The sequence below is a fragment of the Rhodopila sp. genome (assembly GCF_035548235.1).
Lineage (GTDB): Bacteria > Pseudomonadota > Alphaproteobacteria > Acetobacterales > Acetobacteraceae > Rhodopila.
Genome location: NZ_DASZTJ010000302.1, coordinates 1 through 16564 on the forward strand (window position 1 = coordinate 1; position 16564 = coordinate 16564).

The window sequence follows — 16564 nt, forward strand, 5'->3', positions numbered from 1 at the left end:
CGTCGGCGCCGGCGAGCCGGGCCTGGTGCGTACGGCGCTGGCGGTGGAAGCGCGCGACAACGGGCTGCTGCACGTGTTCTTCCCGCCGCTCTATGCCGTGGAGGACTGGCTGTCGCTGACAGCGGCGGTCGAGGAAACCGCTGCCGAACTCGGCCGCAAGGTCGTGCTGGAAGGCTACCTGCCGCCGGAAGACGAGCGGATCCTGCATTTCTCGGTCACGCCCGATCCGGGGGTCATCGAGGTCAACGTCCATCCGGTCGACAACTGGGCGGACCAGGTGCGCATCACCGAGGAACTGTACGAGGAAGCCCGCCAGGTCGGCCTGGCGACCGAGAAGTTCAACCTCGACGGCCGTCATGTCGGCACCGGCGGCGGCAACCATGTGGTGATGGGCGCGGCATCCCCGACCGACAGCCCGTTCCTGCGGCGGCCGGACCTGCTGAAGTCGATGCTGGGCTTCTGGCACAACCATCCCAGCCTGTCCTACCTGTTCAGCGGCCAGTTCATCGGCCCGACCAGCCAGCATCCGCGCATCGACGAAGCGCGCCAGGACAGCGTGGCGGAGCTGGAGATCGCCTTCTCCCACATCAAGCCCTACCAGGAGACGGCGCCCTGGATCACCGACCGGCTGTTCCGCAACATCCTGGCGGACATGACCGGCAACACCCACCGGACCGAGTTCTGCATCGACAAGATGTACGCGCCCGGCGCGTCATCCGGCCGCCGCGGCCTGGTGGAAATGCGGGCGCTGGAAATGCCGCCGCATGCTCGGATGTCGGCCGCGCAGATGCTGCTGATGCGCTCCACGTTGGCGGCGTTCTGGGACCATCCGTATGAGCGCCGGCTGGTCCATTGGGGCACCCGCGTCCACGACGATTTCATGCTGCCGCATTTCGTCGAGGAAGACTTCAAGGACGCGTTGGAGGAGCTGTCATCCCTGGGCTACGGCCTGGACCCCGCGTGGTTCTCGGCGCACCTGGCGTTCCGCTTCCCCCATGTCGGCACGGTCGCGCTGAAGGGGATGGCGCTGGAACTGCGCAACGCGCTGGAACCCTGGCACGTCCTCGGCGAAGAGCAGACCGCCCTCGGCACCGCCCGCTACGTCGACAGTTCGATCGAACGGGTGCAGGCGCGGGTGTCAGGCTGGGTGGACGAGCGCTACGTCCTGGCCTGCAACGGATCGGCGGTGCCGCTGACGCGGACGGACCGCGAAGGCGACTACGTCGGCGGGGTGCGCTTCAAGGCGTGGAACCCGCCAAGCTCCCTGCATCCGCTGATCCATCCGCAGAGCCCGCTGGTGTTCGATATCTACGACCGCTGGAACGGGCGCAGCCTGGGCGGGCTGACCTACCACGTCGTGCATCCGGGCGGGCGGAGCTACGAGACCTTCCCGGTCAACGCCAACGAAGCCGAAGCCCGGCGGCGGGCACGCTTCTTCCCGTTCGGCCACACGCCGGGACCGATGCCGGAGCCGGTGGTGGAGCGGTCGCGGGAGCACCCGAGGACGCTGGATTTGCGACGGGTTTAAGGGGGGAAGGGACCACCTGCCGGTTGCGGGCCCATTGCCCTGGCCGGAACAAGCCAGGCCGCGCCGGCAAGGGAGCCGGTTCGAGCTCCCTTTCACGACCACGCCCTGCCTGTCGACAACCGGTATCAAAAAAAGCCGCTGCCATTCTATCCTGCGGTAATCGATTGTCCGCTTGTTTGAAATCGTCAGCTAGGAATAAGGCTTCGGGTATCGGTCTGGCGGGCGTGGTCATACGGGCATCAAGACATCAGCCATTGCCTCGTAAAGCGAAGCAGCCTTCATGTATACAACTTATACGTGTTCAATGACGGCTTCATACAACGGCATGCTGATCGCGTCCAGCAAAATCGACAGGGGGAACCAGCTATGAGCGTCTTGCGGGTCACGGACATCGGCAGCTTCCATATCGGCGGCCACAACGTCTCGCTGGCCGGCCTTCCACCCCGGACGCTGGTCCTGACCCGAGGCGCGGAAGCCCAGGCCTTTTCCGCTGACGGCGACTACGAGACCGGGCAGCTTTACGCGCAGTATGTCCGGCTGGCCGATCCGAAAGCGCGCTGGCCGCTGCTGCTATGGCATGGCGGCGGCATGACCGGCACGACGTGGGAGACGAAGCCGGACGGTCATCCCGGCTGGCAGTCCTGGTTCCTGCGCGCCGGCCACGACGTCTTCGTCTCCGACGCCGTGGAGCGCGGCCGAGCGGGATGGTCCCGATATCCGGAGATTTATGCGGAGGGACCGCATTTCCGTTCCAAGCAGGAATGCTGGGAGCTGTTCCGGTTCGGCGCGCCCGAAGCCTATGCCACGCGCCGGGGTTTTCCGGGGGCGCAGTTCCCGATCGATTGCTTCGATCAGTTCGCCAAGCAGGTCGTCCCCCGCTGGGGGATGAACGACGCCCCGACCCAGGCGGCCTATGACGCGCTGGTCGCCAAGGTCGGTCCCAGCGTCATCGTCACGCACAGCCAGGGCGGCAATTTCGGCTACACCGCCGCGCTGCACGCACCCGGCCTGGTGCGGGCCGTCATCGCGGTCGAGCCGTCCGGCGCGCCCGACCCGGAAGGGCTGGACCTGACGGTGCTGCGCCAGGTGCCGCACCTGCTGGTGCTGGGCGACTACCTGGACGGCAATCCGTTCTGGCAGGGCATCATGGCGCGCGTGAACCGGTACGTCGCCGCCCTGCGCGCCGCCGGCAGCACCGCCGACGTGCTGGACCTGCCGGCGCTTGGCATACGCGGGAACTCGCATTTCCCGATGATGGACAGGAATTCCGACACGGTGGCCGAACGGGTGCAGGCCTGGATGACGCGGGTCGGCCTGATGCGGTAGTGCCGGCTACGGCAGCACCTTGCCTGGGTTCATGATCCCGCGCGGATCGATCGCCGCCTTGATCCGCTGCATCAACGCCAGCTCCGCCCCACCGCGCCAGTCCGGCATCATATAGGGCTTCAGCTTGCCGACCCCGTGTTCGGCCGAGAAGCTGCCGTCGAATTCCCGCACCACCTCGTTCACCGCGTCCATGATCGCGTGGTCCTGTGCCAGGAACCAGGCGGCGTCGCTGCCTTCGGGCTGTTCCAGGTTGAAGTGGATGTTGCCGTCGCCCATGTGGCCGAACGGCACGACGCGTACGCCGGGCAGCAGTTTTTCGCAGGCGGCGGTGGCCTTTTCGATGAAGGCCGGCACTTTCGACACCGGAACCGAAACGTCGTTCTTCACGCTGGCGCCCTCGCGCTTCTGCGCTTCCGAATGTTCCTCGCGCAACTTCCAGATCGCGGCGCGCTGCGCGTCGGACTCGGCGATGGCGGCGTCCAGGATTGTGTCGTCGCCCAGTGCGGTTTCCAGGATCGTTTCCAGCATCGCACGCAGCCCGGCCTCGGGCCGGGGAGTGGCCAGCTCGACCAGGACATAGAACGGCGCCGCGCTTTCCAGCGGCAGCACGGCGCCGGGGATGTGGCGCAGCACGAACGACATGCCTTGGCCCGACATCAGCTCGAACGCGCTGATCGAGGCCGCGTCGTGCGCCTGGAACCGGGTGAACAGCGCCAGCGCCGCCTGGACCGACGGCACGCCGCACAGTGCGACCGCGACCTCCTGCGGTTGCGGCGCGAGCTTCAGCACTGCGGCGGTGATGATGCCCAGCGTGCCCTCGGCGCCGACGAAAAGCTGGCGCAGGCAATAGCCGGTGTTGTCCTTGCGCAGCCGGCGCAGCCCGTTCCAGGTCGTGCCGTCGGGCAGCACCACCTCCAGCCCCAGCACCAGGTCGCGCGCGTTGCCATAGCGCACTGTGTTGTTGCCGCCGGCGTTGACCGCCAGCACGCCGCCGATCTGCGCGGTGCCTTCCGAGGAGATCGACAGCGGCAGCAGGCACCCTGCCTCGGCGGCGGCCATCTGGGCGGCTTTCAGCGTGACCCCGGCCTCGATCGTCAGCGTCATGTCGGCGGTGTCCAGGTCGCGGATCCGGTTCAGCCGCGCGGTGGACAGGATCAGCTCCGACCCGTCCTCGGCCGGGACGGCACCGCCGACCATCGAGGTGTTGCCGCCTTGCGGCACGACCGGCGTGCCCGTCTCGGCGCAGAGCTTCACCACGGCGGCCAGTTCCTCGGTGCTGCCCGGGCGGATCACCGCCGCCGTCCTGCCGTGATACAGGCGCCGCCAGTCCTCGGAATAAGGGGCCGTGTCGCCGGGATCGGTCAGCATGCCCTTGTCGCCGACAATGGAGCGGATCGCGTTCAACAGGCTGGCATCGGGCATGGAGGTTTCCTTTCTCGCCCTGACTTAGCCCGGCTTCCCCCTCGGGTCCAAGACCGCCGGGTCCAAATCTTGCCGTGGGAGCCGCAGGCCGTAATCTTTCCCGGTCACCAGGGAGGGACCCTCATGCGCCGCTACGACTGGGACCACATCCACTACCGGACCGCCGATGCCGAGGCGATCGCGACCTTCTTCGAGCGGTTTTTCGGCGCGTCGGTGAAGCGCGACGTCTATCCGCCGGGGACGCTGTATCCGGGGCAGAAGCGGATCGCCATCGATGCCGGCGGCCAGCGCATCCTGCTGGCGCCGAAACACCCCGACGACCCGACCGCCGCCGCGCCGCCGTTCCCGTATTTCGGCCTGGAGCATGTCGGCTTCACCGTCGATGACGTCGACGCCGCCTGCGAGGAATTGCGGGCGCAAGGCGCGGACATCGCGATCGGGCCGCTGACCCGCAGCCCGGGGCTGCGGCTGGCCTTCGTGCGGGGACCGGAGGGGATCATGGTGGAGATCGTGCAGAAATAACCGTCAGCGCACGGTCACCTGCGTGAAATCCTGCGACCAGCTCTGCGCCGGCTGGAAGTTCTTCACCTTGGCACTCATCGCCCGCGGGTTCAGGTCGTGGCAGATGAAAAGAAACGCCGCCTTGTCGACGATGATCTCGTGCTGGCGCTGAAGAAGTTTCAACTGTTCGGTCTTGTCGAACGTCAACTGCGAGCGGGCCGCCGCGTCGTCGAACTCGGGATCGGTGAATTTGCCCCAGTTCTGGCCGGCGGGCGGAAAGCAGGAGCTGGCGAACAGGCGGAACATCGTCGACGGGTCGGCGAAGCCCAGGCTGTTGTTCAGCCCGTCATCGCCGTGTGACGTCTGCTGGCTTTGCGGGCTGCGCCGAGCGATGATCATCGTACCCCATTCGACGACATCGAACTCGACGTTGAAGCCGACGGCGGCGAAATTCTGTTGCAGGAACTCGTTCATCGGGATAGGCACCATCTGCCCCGACCCCGAGGTCGAGATCATGATCTTCGCATGCGCCGGCTTGTCGGGTCCGTACCCTGCCTCGCGCAGCAGCGCTCGGGCGCGATCCGGATCGTGGCCGTAACGGAGGGTTGGCTTGCCGAAGATGGGATTGTCCGGCGGATAGAAGCCATACGCCGGCTTCGCCGTGCCGTTCAGCATCGAGCACAGCCCGTCGCGATCGATGGCGAAATTCAACGCCTGCCGCAGGCGGACGTCGTTGAAGACCGTGCCCGGCGCGCAGTTCAGGACATAAGGATAGCAATGCGGATACGGCCACAGGCTGATGTCGAAGCCAGCCTGCCGCAGGGACGGGATGGCGTCGGGCGGGGGCACTTCGATCCAATCCACCTGGCCCGACCGCAGGGCGGCGAGGCGCGTGGTCGCCTCGGCCATCGGATAGACGATCATACGCTCGATCTTCGGGATGCGTGCCTTGTTCCAGTAATTTTCGTTGCGTACCATTTCGACATACTGACCCGGAACGACGCGGCTGATCTTGAACGGACCGGTGCCGGACGGGGCCTTGGCGAAGCCGGCCCAGCTTTTCCCCATCTTGTCCCATTGCCGCGGGCTGGCCATCAGGTTGTAGGTCAGCATGTAGGGGAAGAAGCTGAATGGCGTCTTGGTGAAGATCGCGATCTTCCCATCGTCGATCTTTTCCCACCGATCCAGCACGTTCACCACCGATCGCACGATCGGCGACGATTGCGGATCGAATTGCGGCGCGTCCTTGTCCCAGACCCGCCGCAGGTTCCAGACGACGTCGTCCATGACCAGGGGCGAGCCGTCGTGGAACGAGACGCCCGCGCGCAGCTTGAAGATCCAGCGGGTGGGGTTGCCCGGATCGATCGTCCAGGATTCGAAGACGCCGGGGGTCACGTCGGCGAGTTCGTTGGGATGCGCGTAGTCCCAGTTCACCAGCGCGTCGTAGACGGGGTAGCCGAGGAAGCGATAACCCTCGCCGCCGTTGTTCGGGATGCCCGTCACCGTCGGCAGGTCGGCCGCGGTCATCGCGATACGCAGCACGCCGCCGGTGGCGGCCTCGACGGGCAGGGGGGCCGCCATGGCGGCTGTCGTGAGGAGGAAACGGCGTCGGTCGAGCATCGGCATGACTCCCGCGAACGTGTGTAGGACGGAATGTCCATACGAAGGGGAAGGCGCTGCAATCGATATGCCAAGGGGCGGCAGGACTTGGGGGCAGGGTTTGGCGGCAGGACTTGGGACGGCTGGCCTCCCGGACGCCTTCCCGTCATGACGGCCGGAGGGCCTCGCGGATGCCGTCATGGCGGGCCTGCACCTGCCATGACGGAAGGCCGGTGCCGCATGACGGGTGTCTCAGCGCGCGTGGTCCTTCGCCCGCCATGACGGGTGCGGAACCTCCATGAGGCGCAGGTCCGTCACCACGACCGGGCCGTGGCATGGCAGGGTCCAGCAAAAAGGGGCATCATCCCCCTGGAAAGCCAACCGTTTCCTCGGCAGATTGGTGCAATGGACGCGAACGAACACCTGACCCAGGCGGCCGGCGCGGCGCGGGACGCGAGCCGTGTCCTCGCGCGCAGCCCCGCGACGGCCCGCAACGCCGCGCTGCGTGCCATGGGCGACGCCCTGCGGGAGCGGATGCACCCGATCCTCGCCGCCAACGAGGCGGACGTTGCCGCCTATGCCGGCACCGCCGCCTTCCGCGACCGCCTGACGCTCACCCCGGCCAGGGTCGAGGCGATGGCGAAGGGCCTGGAGGACGTTGCGGAGCTGCCGGACCCGCTGGACCGGACGCTGGCCGACTGGACCCGCCCGAACGGGCTGCGCATCCGGCGGATCGCCGCGCCGATCGGGGTCATCGGCATGATCTACGAAAGCCGCCCGAATGTCGGGGCGGACGCCTCGGCGCTGTGCCTGAAATCCGGCAACGCCGTCATCCTGCGCGGCGGGTCGGACAGCATCCGCAGTGCCGCGGAGATCAACGCGGCCCTGCAGACGGGCATCGCTGCTGCCGGCCTGCCGCCGGCCGCCGTGCAGACCGCCCCCAACGCCGATCGCGCCTATGTCGCCGCGATGCTGGCCGGCGCCGGGCTGATCGACCTGATCATCCCCCGCGGCGGCAAGTCGCTGGTCGAACGGGTGCAGCGCGAGGCGCGCGTCCCCGTGCTGGCGCATGCCGAGGGCCTCTGCCACACCTATATCCACGCCGCTGCCGACCCCGCCATGGCGCGCCGGATCGTCGCCAACGCCAAGATGCGTCGCACCGGCATCTGCGGCGCGACCGAGACGCTGCTGATCGACCGCGCCATCGCGCCCGGCCTGCTGCCGTCCATCGTCGACGACCTCCGCGCCCTCGGCTGCGACTTCCGCGCCGACACCGCCGCTCGGGCCATCGTGCCCGGGTTGACCGCGGCGCGGGACGCGGATTTCGACACCGAATGGCTCGACGCCATCCTGTCGGTCGCCGTCGTCGACGGCGTCGACGGCGCGCTGGCCCACATCGCCCACCACGGCAGCGAGCACACCGACGCCATCATCACCGAGGACGCCGCCGCGGCCGACGCCTTCCTGCGTGGCGTGGACAGCGCGGTGGCGCTGTGGAACGCCTCCACCCAGTTCTGCGACGGCGGCGAGTTCGGCTTCGGGGCCGAGATCGGCATCGCCACCGGCCGCATCCATGCCCGCGGGCCGGTGGGGCTGGAGCAACTGACGACATACCGCTACGTCGTCACAGGCACCGGACAGATACGCCCCTGAACCTCGGCCCCATCCCCCGTTTCGGCGACCGCCGCCGCATCCGGGTCGGCCTGCTGGGCGGGTCGTTCAACCCGGCGCATGGCGGCCATCGCCATATCGCCGAACTGGCGCTCCGGCGGCTGGGTCTCGATCAGGTCTGGCTGCTGGTGTCTCCGGGCAATCCGCTGAAACCGGTCGACGGCATGGCGCCGTTCGCGCAGCGGCTGGCCGGCGCGGCCAGGATCGGCGGACAGCGCCAGATCGTCGCGACCGGGATCGAGGCCGCGTTCGGCACCCGCTATACGGTCGACACGATCCGCGAGCTGCGCCGCCGCTTTCCGCGCATCCGCTTCGTCTGGATCATGGGCGCCGACATCCTGGAGCAGCTTCCGCGCTGGCGGCGCTGGGTGGATATCGCCCACAGCCTGGGCTTCGTTGTGCTGCCCCGGCCCAGTTATACGCATCGCGCGCTTGCGGGACAGGCGGCGCATCGGCTAGGCCGCTGGCGACGACCGGTGCGGCAGGCCTGCCTGTTGCCGAACCGAGCGCCGGGGTGGGTGTTCCTGCCGGAGCGGCAGGATCCGACTTCGGCGACCGCCATCCGCCAAGCCGCCAAAGGAAACGTGCCATAGCCAAGACGACAAAGCTCTCGCCGTCCCCCGCGCGCCACAAGCCGGCGCCGCGCAAGACGGTGGCCAAGCCGAAACTGCCCGAGGCCGGGAGCGCGCCCGGTTCGGTGCGCAAGAAAGCCGTCGCGGCCGGTCCGAAGACGCCTCGCCCCAAGCGCGTGAAGGCGGCGCCGTCGGAGCTTGACCGGCTGCAGGGCGTGATCGTCGCCAGCCTGGAGGACGACAAGGCCGAGAACATCGTCACGCTGGACCTCGCCGGGAAGGCGATGTTCTGCGACCGGATGGTGATCGCGACCGGCCTGGCCGACCGCCAGATCAGCGCCATGGCGCAGCATCTGAGCGAGAAGCTGCGTGAGGCCGGCCTGAAGCGCGTGCTGGTCGAGGGCGCCAACGGCTCCGACTGGGTGCTGATCGACGCGGGCGACATCATCGTCCACCTGTTCAAGCCCGAAGCGCGGACGACCTATGCGCTGGAGCGCATGTGGGGCGAGGACCTGGACGAAGCGGTCTAGCGCTTGTCCGGCCGAAGCCGCCGCGCGGCCCGGTCATGCAGGCAGGATGGCCCGGTCGCGCCAGGCCATGGGACGGAGCTTCCCGGTTGGCGTGAAGCGGCCCTAGCCGTGCCGCTCCGCGATCATCTGCTTGATCGACGCGATCGCCTTCGCCGGGTTCAGCCCCTTGGGGCAGGTATCCGTGCAGTTCATGATCGTGTGGCAGCGGTACAGCTTGAACGGGTCTTCCAGCTCGTCCAACCGCTCGCCGGTCGCCTCGTCGCGCGAATCGGCGATCCAGCGATAGGCCTGCAGCAGCACCGCCGGGCCGAGGTAGCGGTCGCCGTTCCACCAGTAGCTGGGGCAGGAGGTCGAGCAGCAGAAGCACAGGATGCATTCCCACATCCCGTCCAGCTTGGCGCGCTCTTCCTTGCTTTGCAGCCGCTCGCCATCCGGGGGCGGCGGGGTGTCGGCCTGCATCCAAGGCTTCACCGACTGGTACTGGGCATAGACCTGCGACAGGTCGGGCACGAGGTCCTTGACCACCGGCATGTGCGGCAGCGGGTGGATCTTGACGGTGCCCTTCACCTCCTCGATCGGCTTGAGGCAGGCCAGCGTGTTGCCGCCGTCGATGTTCATCGCGCAGGACCCGCAGATGCCCTCGCGGCAGGAGCGGCGGAAGGTCAGGGTCGGATCGACCTCGTTCTTGATCTTGATCAGCGCGTCCAGGACCATCGGGCCGCAGGCGTCCAGGTCGATCTCATAGGTGTCGGTGCGCGGGTTCTTCCCGTCGTCCGGGCTCCAGCGGTAGATCTTGAACTCCCGCACCCGCTTGGCGCCGGGCGGGGCCTTGAAGGTCTGCCCGTTGGTGATGCGGCTGTTCAGGGGAAGGTTGAAAGCGACCATTTTATTCCTGCCGTTCCATGACTTGCCGTTCCATGACTTGCGCCGGCGTCTCGTTCATCGCGGGTACCGACCGTGTCGCGTCCGAGGCCAGGTCCGGCCATGACGCGAGACGATCGTTCGCCCCCGCCTCCTGATCAGTAAACCCGCTTCTTCGGCGGGAACACCGACACCTCGTTGGTCAGCGTCTGCATCTTCACCGGGCGGTAATCCAGGGTCACCGACCCGTCGTCGCCGCACCAGGCCAGCGTGTGCTTCATCCAGTTGGCGTCGTCGCGTTCCGGATAGTCGTCGTGCGCGTGCGCGCCGCGGCTTTCCGTACGGGCCTCGGCGCCGACCATGGTGACCATGGCGCTGCCCATCAGGTTGTGCAGCTCCAGCGCCTCCATCAGGTCGCTGTTCCAGATCAGGCTGCGGTCGGACACGGACATGTCCGTCATCCCGCTCCAGACCTGCTTCATCTTGTCCACGCCCTCGACCAGCGACTTCGAGGACCGGAACACCGCCGCGTGCGTCTGCATGGCGCGCTGCATGCTCAGCCGCAGTTCCGCGACCTTGGTCCCGCCCTTCGCGTACCGGGTGCGGTCGAACCGCTCCAGCGACGCTTCGCCGGCCTTCGGCGGCAGGGGCGCCTGGCTGGCGCCTGGCTTGATCGTCTCCGCCGCCCGGTGCGCCGCCGCCCGGCCGAACACGACCAGGTCGAGCAGCGAGTTGGTGCCCAGCCGGTTGGCGCCGTGGACCGACACGCAGGCCGCCTCGCCGACCGCCATCAGGCCGCGGATCACGGCGTCCGGGTTCTCCTTGGTCGGCCGCAACACTTCCGTATGCACATTCGTCGGGATGCCGCCCATGTTGTAGTGCACGGTCGGCAGCACCGGGATCGGCTCCTTGGTCACCTCGACCCCGGCGAACACCTTCGCCGTCTCCGAGATGCCCGGCAGCCGCTCATGCAGCAGGTCGGCGCCGAGATGCTCCAGATGGAGCATGATGTGGTCCTTGTTCGGCCCGCAGCCGCGGCCCTCGGCGATCTCGATGGTCATGGAGCGGGAGACGACGTCGCGGCTCGCCAGGTCCTTGGCGGTCGGGGCATAGCGTTCCATGAACCGCTCGCCGGCGGCGTTGGTCAGGTAGCCGCCTTCGCCGCGCGCGCCTTCGGTGATCAGGCAGCCGGCGGGGAAGATGCCGGTGGGGTGGAACTGCACGAACTCCATGTCCTGTGCCGGCAGGCCGGCGCGCAGCACCATGCCGGTGCCGTCGCCCGTGCAGGTATGCGCCGAGGTGCAGGACAGGAAGGTGCGGCCATAGCCGCCGGTCGCCATCACCACGGTCTGCGCGCGGAAGCGGTGGATCGAACCGTCTTCCAGGCACCAGGCCATGACGCCGCGGCAGGCGCCGTCCTCATCCATGATGAGGTCCATGGCGAAATATTCGATGAAGAACTCGACGCCGTGCTTCAGGCTTTGCTGGTACAGCGTGTGCAGGATGGCGTGGCCGGTGCGGTCGGCGGCGGCGCAGGCGCGCATCGCCGGCTCCTTGCCGTAGTCCTTCATGTGGCCGCCGAAGGGGCGCTGGTAGATCTTGCCGTCTTCCGTGCGGCTGAACGGCACGCCGAAATGTTCCAGTTCGTAGACCGCCGGGATCGCCTCGCGGCACATGTATTCGATCGCGTCCTGGTCGCCCAGCCAGTCCGACCCCTTGACGGTGTCGTACATGTGCCAGCGCCAGTCGTCCTCACCCATGTTGCCCAGCGCGGCGCCGATGCCGCCCTGCGCCGCCACGGTGTGGCTGCGCGTCGGGAACACCTTGGTGATGCAGGCGGTGCGCAGCCCCGCCGCGCTCATGCCGAAAGTGGCGCGCAGGCCGGAGCCGCCGGCGCCGACGACCACCACGTCATAGGTGTGATCGACGATGTTGTACGCCCCGGAGGAGGGCAGGGTGATGGCGTTCATGACGGAGCCTTACAAGCCGATCTTCAGAACCGAAACGATGCAGGCCAGCGCCAGCAGCACGCAGACCGCCTTGTTGGCGACCAGCGACGCCCACTTGATGTGGTCATCGTGGATGTAGTCCTCGATGACGTTCTGCAAGCCGAGCTGCAGGTGGTGGAACATCGTTCCGACCAGGGCGATCATCAGGGCCATGGTCCAGGGCGACTGCATCCAGGCCACGACCTGGGCATGCGAGGCGCCCGACAGATGTATGACGGAGAAGATGAACCAGATCGTCAGCGGAACCAGCGCGACGGCCTCGATCCGTGCCGCCAGCCACTCCCCGACTCCGTGCTTCGCCGCGCCCGCCCCACGGGCTCGGCCCAGCGGCGAACGGTAGATGTCGATATGCGGGTTTGCCATGTCCGGCCTCACCAAACCGACAGGCCGACGGCCCAGACCAGGACCACCGCGACGGCGGTGGCGATCAGGACGGCCTTGCCTGAGTTGTCGTAATGCGGCGCCTCGAACCCATAGCCCAGGTCCCAGGCCAGGTGGCGGATGCCGCTGAAGAAATGGAAGATCAGCGCCACCGACCAGCCGAACAGCAGCAGCAGCCCGATCGGCGAGCCGATGAAGCCCTGCGCCGCGTCGAAGGCCTGCGGCGAGGTCGCCGCCGCCACCAGCCACCAGGTCAGCAGCAGCGTGCCGACCCCCAGCGCGATGCCGGTCGCGCGGTGCAGGATCGACAGCGCCATGCTGATCGGCCAGCGATAGATTTGCAGGTGGGGAGACAGGGGACGGTTGACCAGCTTACCGTCCGTGTTGCGCGCCACCATCAGCGCATCGCGTACGTCTCTCAACGACGGCTCCAGTCGGTTCAGTGTAGGATCGTCAGGGTCAATAGTCCCCGTCCGGCAAGGGGTCAACAAGCCGTCCCGCGCGCCGCCCCGCTTGGGAGGGTTGCGGCGGCGGCATGAAACACCGATCCGTCCAGGGGACGGCGAACCGGATTATTTGGGCGTCGGGATGGTCTCGATTCGGCCGTCGGCATGGATCACCGTGCTGGTGCCGTTCCCGTTCGGCACGACGATCGACTGCCCGCCCCCCGGCTGGATCGCCGTGTTGTAGCCGGGGCCGCCGCCGGTCGTGACCGACGGGCCGCCGGGCGTCTGCAGCACCTTCCCGCCCGGCACCGCCGCGGGCGGCTTGGCGGCCGGCGCGGCATAGCTCGACAGCGGCGGCGCCGTCGTGGCCGCCGGCGGCACCGCGCTCCCGCCCGGCGGCGGCGTGGAACTGCCCTGGCTGGGCGTCTGCGGCAGCGATGGCGGGAACTCGCCCCGGCTCAGCGGCGAGCCCAGGGTCGGCAATTGCGGCTGCGCCCCGCCGCTCTCACGCTCCAGGTCGCCCAGCGTCGGCGAGGGCGGCAGCGGCCCCGGCCAGATATTGCCGGCTTCGGGGGCGATGGGCGTGGCGTTCACCTGGTGTCCCAGAACGCGCTGGACGTTCTCGCTGTCGGTGTCCGGCAGGTTGGGATTGGTCCCCGTGGTGAACGGCGGATCGGACCAGGTCTTATAGCCGCAGCCGGACAGGCACAGGATCAGACCAAGCAGGGCGACGCGGCGCATCGAACAGGCTCCGTTGAAAATCAAGCCATTGCTGGCGCGGCGGACTTTGCACAGCAAAACCGTGGCGCTCAAGAACTTGATGACCGAAATCATCCGTCGGTCCAATAGGGGAAAGGCCGGGATCGGCCCGTCGCCACGGCGAAAGCCGCCGTTCCGCCCCCGTTCCGCCCCGGTCCGCGGTCTGGCCAGCCAGGGGGAATAGCGCTTCCATGGACGTCCAAAGGCCCGACAGGCGCCAAGGGAGGACACATGGACAGCACGAACACGGGTAAGGTGGCCGACGGAGAGGCCGAGTTGGAGCGGGAGACGCTGCGCCGGGTGGCATGGCGCCTGATCCCGCTGCTGATGGCCGGCTACTTCGCCGCCTATCTCGACCGGGTCAATGTCGGCTTCGCCGCGCTCAACATGAACAAGGCGCTGGGCCTGACGGCCGAGGTCTTCGGCATCGGCGGCGGCATCTTCTTCTTCGGCTACTTCCTGGCGGAGATCCCGTCCAACCTGATCCTGGAGCGGGTCGGCGCGCGCCGCTGGATCGCACGCATCCTGGTCACCTGGGGCCTGATCTCGGCGGCGACGGCGTTCGTGCAGGGCGCCTGGTCGTTCTTCGCGATCCGCTTCCTGCTGGGCCTCGCGGAAGCCGGATTCTACCCCGGCATCATCCTGTTCCTGACCTGGTGGTTCCCGTCGGCCTACCGCTCGCGGATGATCGGGATCTTCATGACGGCGATTCCGATCTCGATCGTGTCCGGCTCCATCATCTCCGGCCAGATCCTGACCCTGGGCCCGCGTTTGGGCCTCGCCGACTGGCAATGGCTGTTCATCCTGGAGGCCGCGCCGGCCGTCATCGTGGGCTTGATCACCTATTTCTGCCTGACCGACAGCCCGGCCGACGCGAAGTGGCTGCGGCCGGACCAGCGGGATTGGCTGATGCGCCGGTTGGCGGCGGAGCGGACGCACAAGGAGTCGATCCGGCGCTACGAGTTGAAGGAGGCGCTGGTCAATCCGCGGGTCTGGCTGCTGACGCTGGTGTATTTCGGGCAGAACGTGACCGGGTACGGGCTGGTGCTGTTCCTGCCGCAGATCGTCCAGCGGTTCGGCGTCGGTCCCGGACTGAACGGCCTGATCAGCGCGCTGCCCTTCGCCGCGGGCGGCGTGGCGATGGTCCTGTGGGGCCTGCACTCCGACCGCACGGGGGAACGGCCGCTGCACGCCGCCGCGGCCTGTTTCCTGAATTTCGCCGGGCTGGCGGTCTGCGTGCTGCTGCATGACCCCATCCTGATGATGGTGGCGATCATCCTGGGCCAGATGGGGCAGGCGGCGATCGCGCCGACCTTCTGGACCCTGCCCACGGCGATGCTGTCGGGCACCGCGGCGGCGGGCGGCATCGCCCTGATCAACGCGGTCGGCAATCTGGGCGGCTTCCTTGGCCCCTTCATGATGGGCAGCATCAAGGACGCCACCGGCAGCTTCACCCTGGGGCTGCTGTCGATCGCCATGGGCGCGCTGGTGAGCGCGATCGTCCTGGTGGCGCTGGGTCACGACCGGCGGCTGGAGCGGCACGGCGCCGCGCTGTCGTCGCGGTAGGGGAACCCGCCGGGTGCCAGGCCGTTACCCCGGCATGGCACCCATCGTGGCTCCTATCGACGACATCAAGGGCGAGACGCCTGCCGGCGGGACCTCCGGCACGCCGCCGGCGGACGAAGGGCGCGCCGTCGGTCCGGAAAGCGAGACCCGGGGCGGCGGCGAGGCGCCCGACAGGACGCTGCCCGACAGGACGCTGCCCGACAGGACGCTTGACGAGACGATCGTGCCGCCCGACGGCATGCCGGGTTGCCGAGCGGCGCTGCCGGCGGGGTCTTTGCCGGGTCCCTACCTGGAGGCGCAGGGCGACGAGGATCGTGCGCCGCCGCCCAACGCGCCGTCTCCGGTCACGCCGGCGGTGACGGTGGCGTCCCCGCGCGGGGACCGGTAGGCCCGGGGGTACGAAAACATGTGACGGGGACCGACCGCAGCGGATAGAAAGGGCCACCCCTTCCCGACAGCGATGATGCCCCGCGCGTGACCAGCCCTTACGAAACGCTCTCCTCCCGCATTGCCTATGCCAATCGCTGGACCCGCCTGCGGGAGGACAGCATCCGGCTGCCCGACGGGACCGAAAGCGTATTCGGCGTCGTGGAGCGCAGCGACTTCGTCATCGTGGTCCCCCTGCGCGACGGCCACATCACCCTTGTCGAGCAATTCCGCTACCCCATCCAGGCTCGGATCTGGGAATTTCCCATGGGCATGTGGGACGAGCGGCCCGATGCCGACCCCGCGCTGGTCGCCGCACGCGAACTGCGGGAGGAGACGGGCCTCGTCGCCGGCGCGATGCACCACGCGGGCGTGGTCTTCCAAGGCCCCGGCTACTGCAGCCAGCGCGGCCATGTCTTCCTGGCCACCGACCTCTCCCAGCAGGAGACGGAGCGGGAGATCACCGAACAGGACATGATCAGCCGTGAATTCCCGCTGCCGGTGTTCGAGTCGATGGTCCGCGACGGCGTGGTGAACGAGGCGATGACGCTGGCGACCTTCGGCCTGCTGCGCCTGAAGGGACTTCTGTAGCGGCGTTCCGTATGGACGGACGCCGGCGCGACTGCGCCATGGACGGACGTCGGCGCGACTGCGCCATGGACGGACGCCGGCGCGACTGCGCCATGGACGGGTGCCGACGCGGCTGCGCCATGGACGGACGCCGGCGCGACTGCGGCCCGCTCAGGCGGCGTAGCGGCTTTCCGGCACGTCCAGGCCCAGGTTGTCCCGTAGCGTCGTTCCCGCGTATTCGTGCCGGAACAGGCCCCGATCCTGCAACTCCGGCACCACCAGGTCGACGAAGTCGTCCAGCCCGCCGGGCAGCGTTGCGGGATGCACCAGGAACCCGTCGGCGCCGCGACCCTCGAACCACGCCTGCATCTCGTCGGCGATGCTGGTCGGCGTCCCG

16 protein-coding genes and 1 pseudogene are annotated in these 16564 nt (G+C 68.2%); 9 read left to right on the forward strand and 8 right to left on the reverse strand.

Going from position 1 to position 16564, the window contains the following annotated elements:
• Together VHB27_RS24655 and VHB27_RS24660 are read left to right on the forward strand one after the other, a co-directional pair.
• Positions 1–1528, forward strand: a 1528-nt coding sequence (locus VHB27_RS24655; protein ID WP_325605674.1) for a transglutaminase family protein, incomplete at its 5' end; no start/stop codon positions are given.
• 366 nt (positions 1529–1894) lie between these two features.
• On the forward strand, positions 1895–2854 hold the full coding sequence (locus VHB27_RS24660) for an esterase (protein ID WP_325605676.1): 960 nt from the start codon (positions 1895–1897) through the stop codon (positions 2852–2854).
• Between the two features lie 6 nt (positions 2855–2860).
• Here VHB27_RS24660 and VHB27_RS24665 read toward each other — a convergent pair whose 3' ends face one another.
• Complete coding sequence (locus tag VHB27_RS24665; RefSeq protein WP_325605678.1) at positions 2861–4276, reverse strand: FAD-binding oxidoreductase; 1416 nt, start codon at positions 4274–4276, stop codon at positions 2861–2863.
• Positions 4277–4399: 123 nt separating this feature from the next.
• Between VHB27_RS24665 and VHB27_RS24670 the strand changes: the two genes are divergently transcribed.
• Complete coding sequence (locus tag VHB27_RS24670; RefSeq protein WP_325605680.1) at positions 4400–4798, forward strand: VOC family protein; 399 nt, start codon at positions 4400–4402, stop codon at positions 4796–4798.
• Between the two features lie 3 nt (positions 4799–4801).
• On the opposite strand, the gene VHB27_RS24675 is transcribed toward VHB27_RS24670, so the two are convergent.
• On the reverse strand, positions 4802–6358 hold the full coding sequence (locus VHB27_RS24675; RefSeq protein ID WP_325605683.1) for an ABC transporter substrate-binding protein: 1557 nt from the start codon (positions 6356–6358) through the stop codon (positions 4802–4804).
• Positions 6359–6781: 423 nt separating this feature from the next.
• Here VHB27_RS24675 and VHB27_RS24680 point away from each other — a divergent pair, with 423 nt between their 5' ends.
• From VHB27_RS24680 to rsfS, 3 genes are read left to right on the forward strand one after another with little or no spacing between them, the layout of a single operon-like run.
• Positions 6782–8029 carry a glutamate-5-semialdehyde dehydrogenase gene (locus tag VHB27_RS24680; protein WP_325605685.1) on the forward strand — a complete coding sequence of 416 codons (1248 nt, stop codon included), beginning with the start codon at positions 6782–6784 and terminating at the stop codon, positions 8027–8029.
• A gap of 11 nt (positions 8030–8040) precedes the next feature.
• Positions 8041–8640, forward strand: a complete 600-nt coding sequence (locus VHB27_RS24685; protein WP_325605706.1) for a nicotinate-nucleotide adenylyltransferase — start codon at positions 8041–8043, stop codon at positions 8638–8640.
• A gap of 59 nt (positions 8641–8699) precedes the next feature.
• A complete protein-coding gene (rsfS, locus tag VHB27_RS24690) occupies positions 8700–9149 on the forward strand; it encodes a ribosome silencing factor (RefSeq protein WP_325605687.1) in 450 nt (149 codons plus the stop codon).
• 102 nt (positions 9150–9251) lie between these two features.
• Here the strand turns inward: rsfS and VHB27_RS24695 are convergent, their stop codons facing one another.
• The 5 genes from VHB27_RS24695 to VHB27_RS24715 form a co-directional block, all read right to left on the reverse strand.
• Positions 9252–10034, reverse strand: a complete 783-nt coding sequence (locus VHB27_RS24695) for a succinate dehydrogenase iron-sulfur subunit (protein WP_325605689.1) — start codon at positions 10032–10034, stop codon at positions 9252–9254.
• Between the two features lie 134 nt (positions 10035–10168).
• Positions 10169–11980, reverse strand: a complete 1812-nt coding sequence (sdhA, locus tag VHB27_RS24700) for a succinate dehydrogenase flavoprotein subunit (RefSeq protein WP_325605692.1) — start codon at positions 11978–11980, stop codon at positions 10169–10171.
• Between the two features lie 9 nt (positions 11981–11989).
• Entirely contained in the window at positions 11990–12382 is a 393-nt protein-coding gene (sdhD, locus tag VHB27_RS24705) for a succinate dehydrogenase, hydrophobic membrane anchor protein (RefSeq protein ID WP_325605694.1), read from the reverse strand.
• 8 nt (positions 12383–12390) lie between these two features.
• Positions 12391–12822: a succinate dehydrogenase, cytochrome b556 subunit gene (sdhC, locus tag VHB27_RS24710; RefSeq protein ID WP_325605696.1), complete on the reverse strand. Its 432-nt coding sequence runs from the start codon at positions 12820–12822 to the stop codon at positions 12391–12393.
• 150 nt (positions 12823–12972) lie between these two features.
• A complete protein-coding gene (locus tag VHB27_RS24715) occupies positions 12973–13587 on the reverse strand; it encodes a hypothetical protein (protein ID WP_325605698.1) in 615 nt (204 codons plus the stop codon).
• Between the two features lie 249 nt (positions 13588–13836).
• On the opposite strand from VHB27_RS24715, the gene VHB27_RS24720 reads away from it, so the two are divergent.
• The 3 genes from VHB27_RS24720 (at position 13837) to VHB27_RS24730 (ending at position 16188) form a co-directional block, all read left to right on the forward strand.
• Positions 13837–15171, forward strand: a complete 1335-nt coding sequence (locus VHB27_RS24720; protein WP_325605700.1) for an MFS transporter — start codon at positions 13837–13839, stop codon at positions 15169–15171.
• Positions 15172–15205: 34 nt separating this feature from the next.
• A complete protein-coding gene (locus VHB27_RS24725; RefSeq protein WP_325605702.1) occupies positions 15206–15559 on the forward strand; it encodes a hypothetical protein in 354 nt (117 codons plus the stop codon).
• 86 nt (positions 15560–15645) lie between these two features.
• Complete coding sequence (locus VHB27_RS24730; protein ID WP_325605704.1) at positions 15646–16188, forward strand: NUDIX hydrolase; 543 nt, start codon at positions 15646–15648, stop codon at positions 16186–16188.
• A gap of 150 nt (positions 16189–16338) precedes the next feature.
• Here the strand turns inward: VHB27_RS24730 and VHB27_RS24735 are convergent.
• Positions 16339–16564, reverse strand: a pseudogene (locus VHB27_RS24735) (nitrilotriacetate monooxygenase); the annotation flags it as partial.

Coding starts and splice junctions, on each gene's coding strand:
- VHB27_RS24660 (WP_325605676.1), top strand. CDS start 1,895: ATGAGCGTCTTGCGGGTCACGGACATCGGCAGCTTCCATATCGGCGGC.
- VHB27_RS24665 (WP_325605678.1), bottom strand. CDS start 4,276: ATGCCCGATGCCAGCCTGTTGAACGCGATCCGCTCCATTGTCGGCGAC.
- VHB27_RS24670 (WP_325605680.1), top strand. CDS start 4,400: ATGCGCCGCTACGACTGGGACCACATCCACTACCGGACCGCCGATGCC.
- VHB27_RS24675 (WP_325605683.1), bottom strand. CDS start 6,358: ATGGCGGCCCCCCTGCCCGTCGAGGCCGCCACCGGCGGCGTGCTGCGT.
- VHB27_RS24680 (WP_325605685.1), top strand. CDS start 6,782: ATGGACGCGAACGAACACCTGACCCAGGCGGCCGGCGCGGCGCGGGAC.
- VHB27_RS24695 (WP_325605689.1), bottom strand. CDS start 10,034: ATGGTCGCTTTCAACCTTCCCCTGAACAGCCGCATCACCAACGGGCAG.
- sdhA (WP_325605692.1), bottom strand. CDS start 11,980: ATGAACGCCATCACCCTGCCCTCCTCCGGGGCGTACAACATCGTCGAT.
- sdhD (WP_325605694.1), bottom strand. CDS start 12,382: ATGGCAAACCCGCATATCGACATCTACCGTTCGCCGCTGGGCCGAGCC.
- VHB27_RS24715 (WP_325605698.1), bottom strand. CDS start 13,587: ATGCGCCGCGTCGCCCTGCTTGGTCTGATCCTGTGCCTGTCCGGCTGC.
- VHB27_RS24720 (WP_325605700.1), top strand. CDS start 13,837: ATGGACAGCACGAACACGGGTAAGGTGGCCGACGGAGAGGCCGAGTTG.
- VHB27_RS24725 (WP_325605702.1), top strand. CDS start 15,206: ATGGCACCCATCGTGGCTCCTATCGACGACATCAAGGGCGAGACGCCT.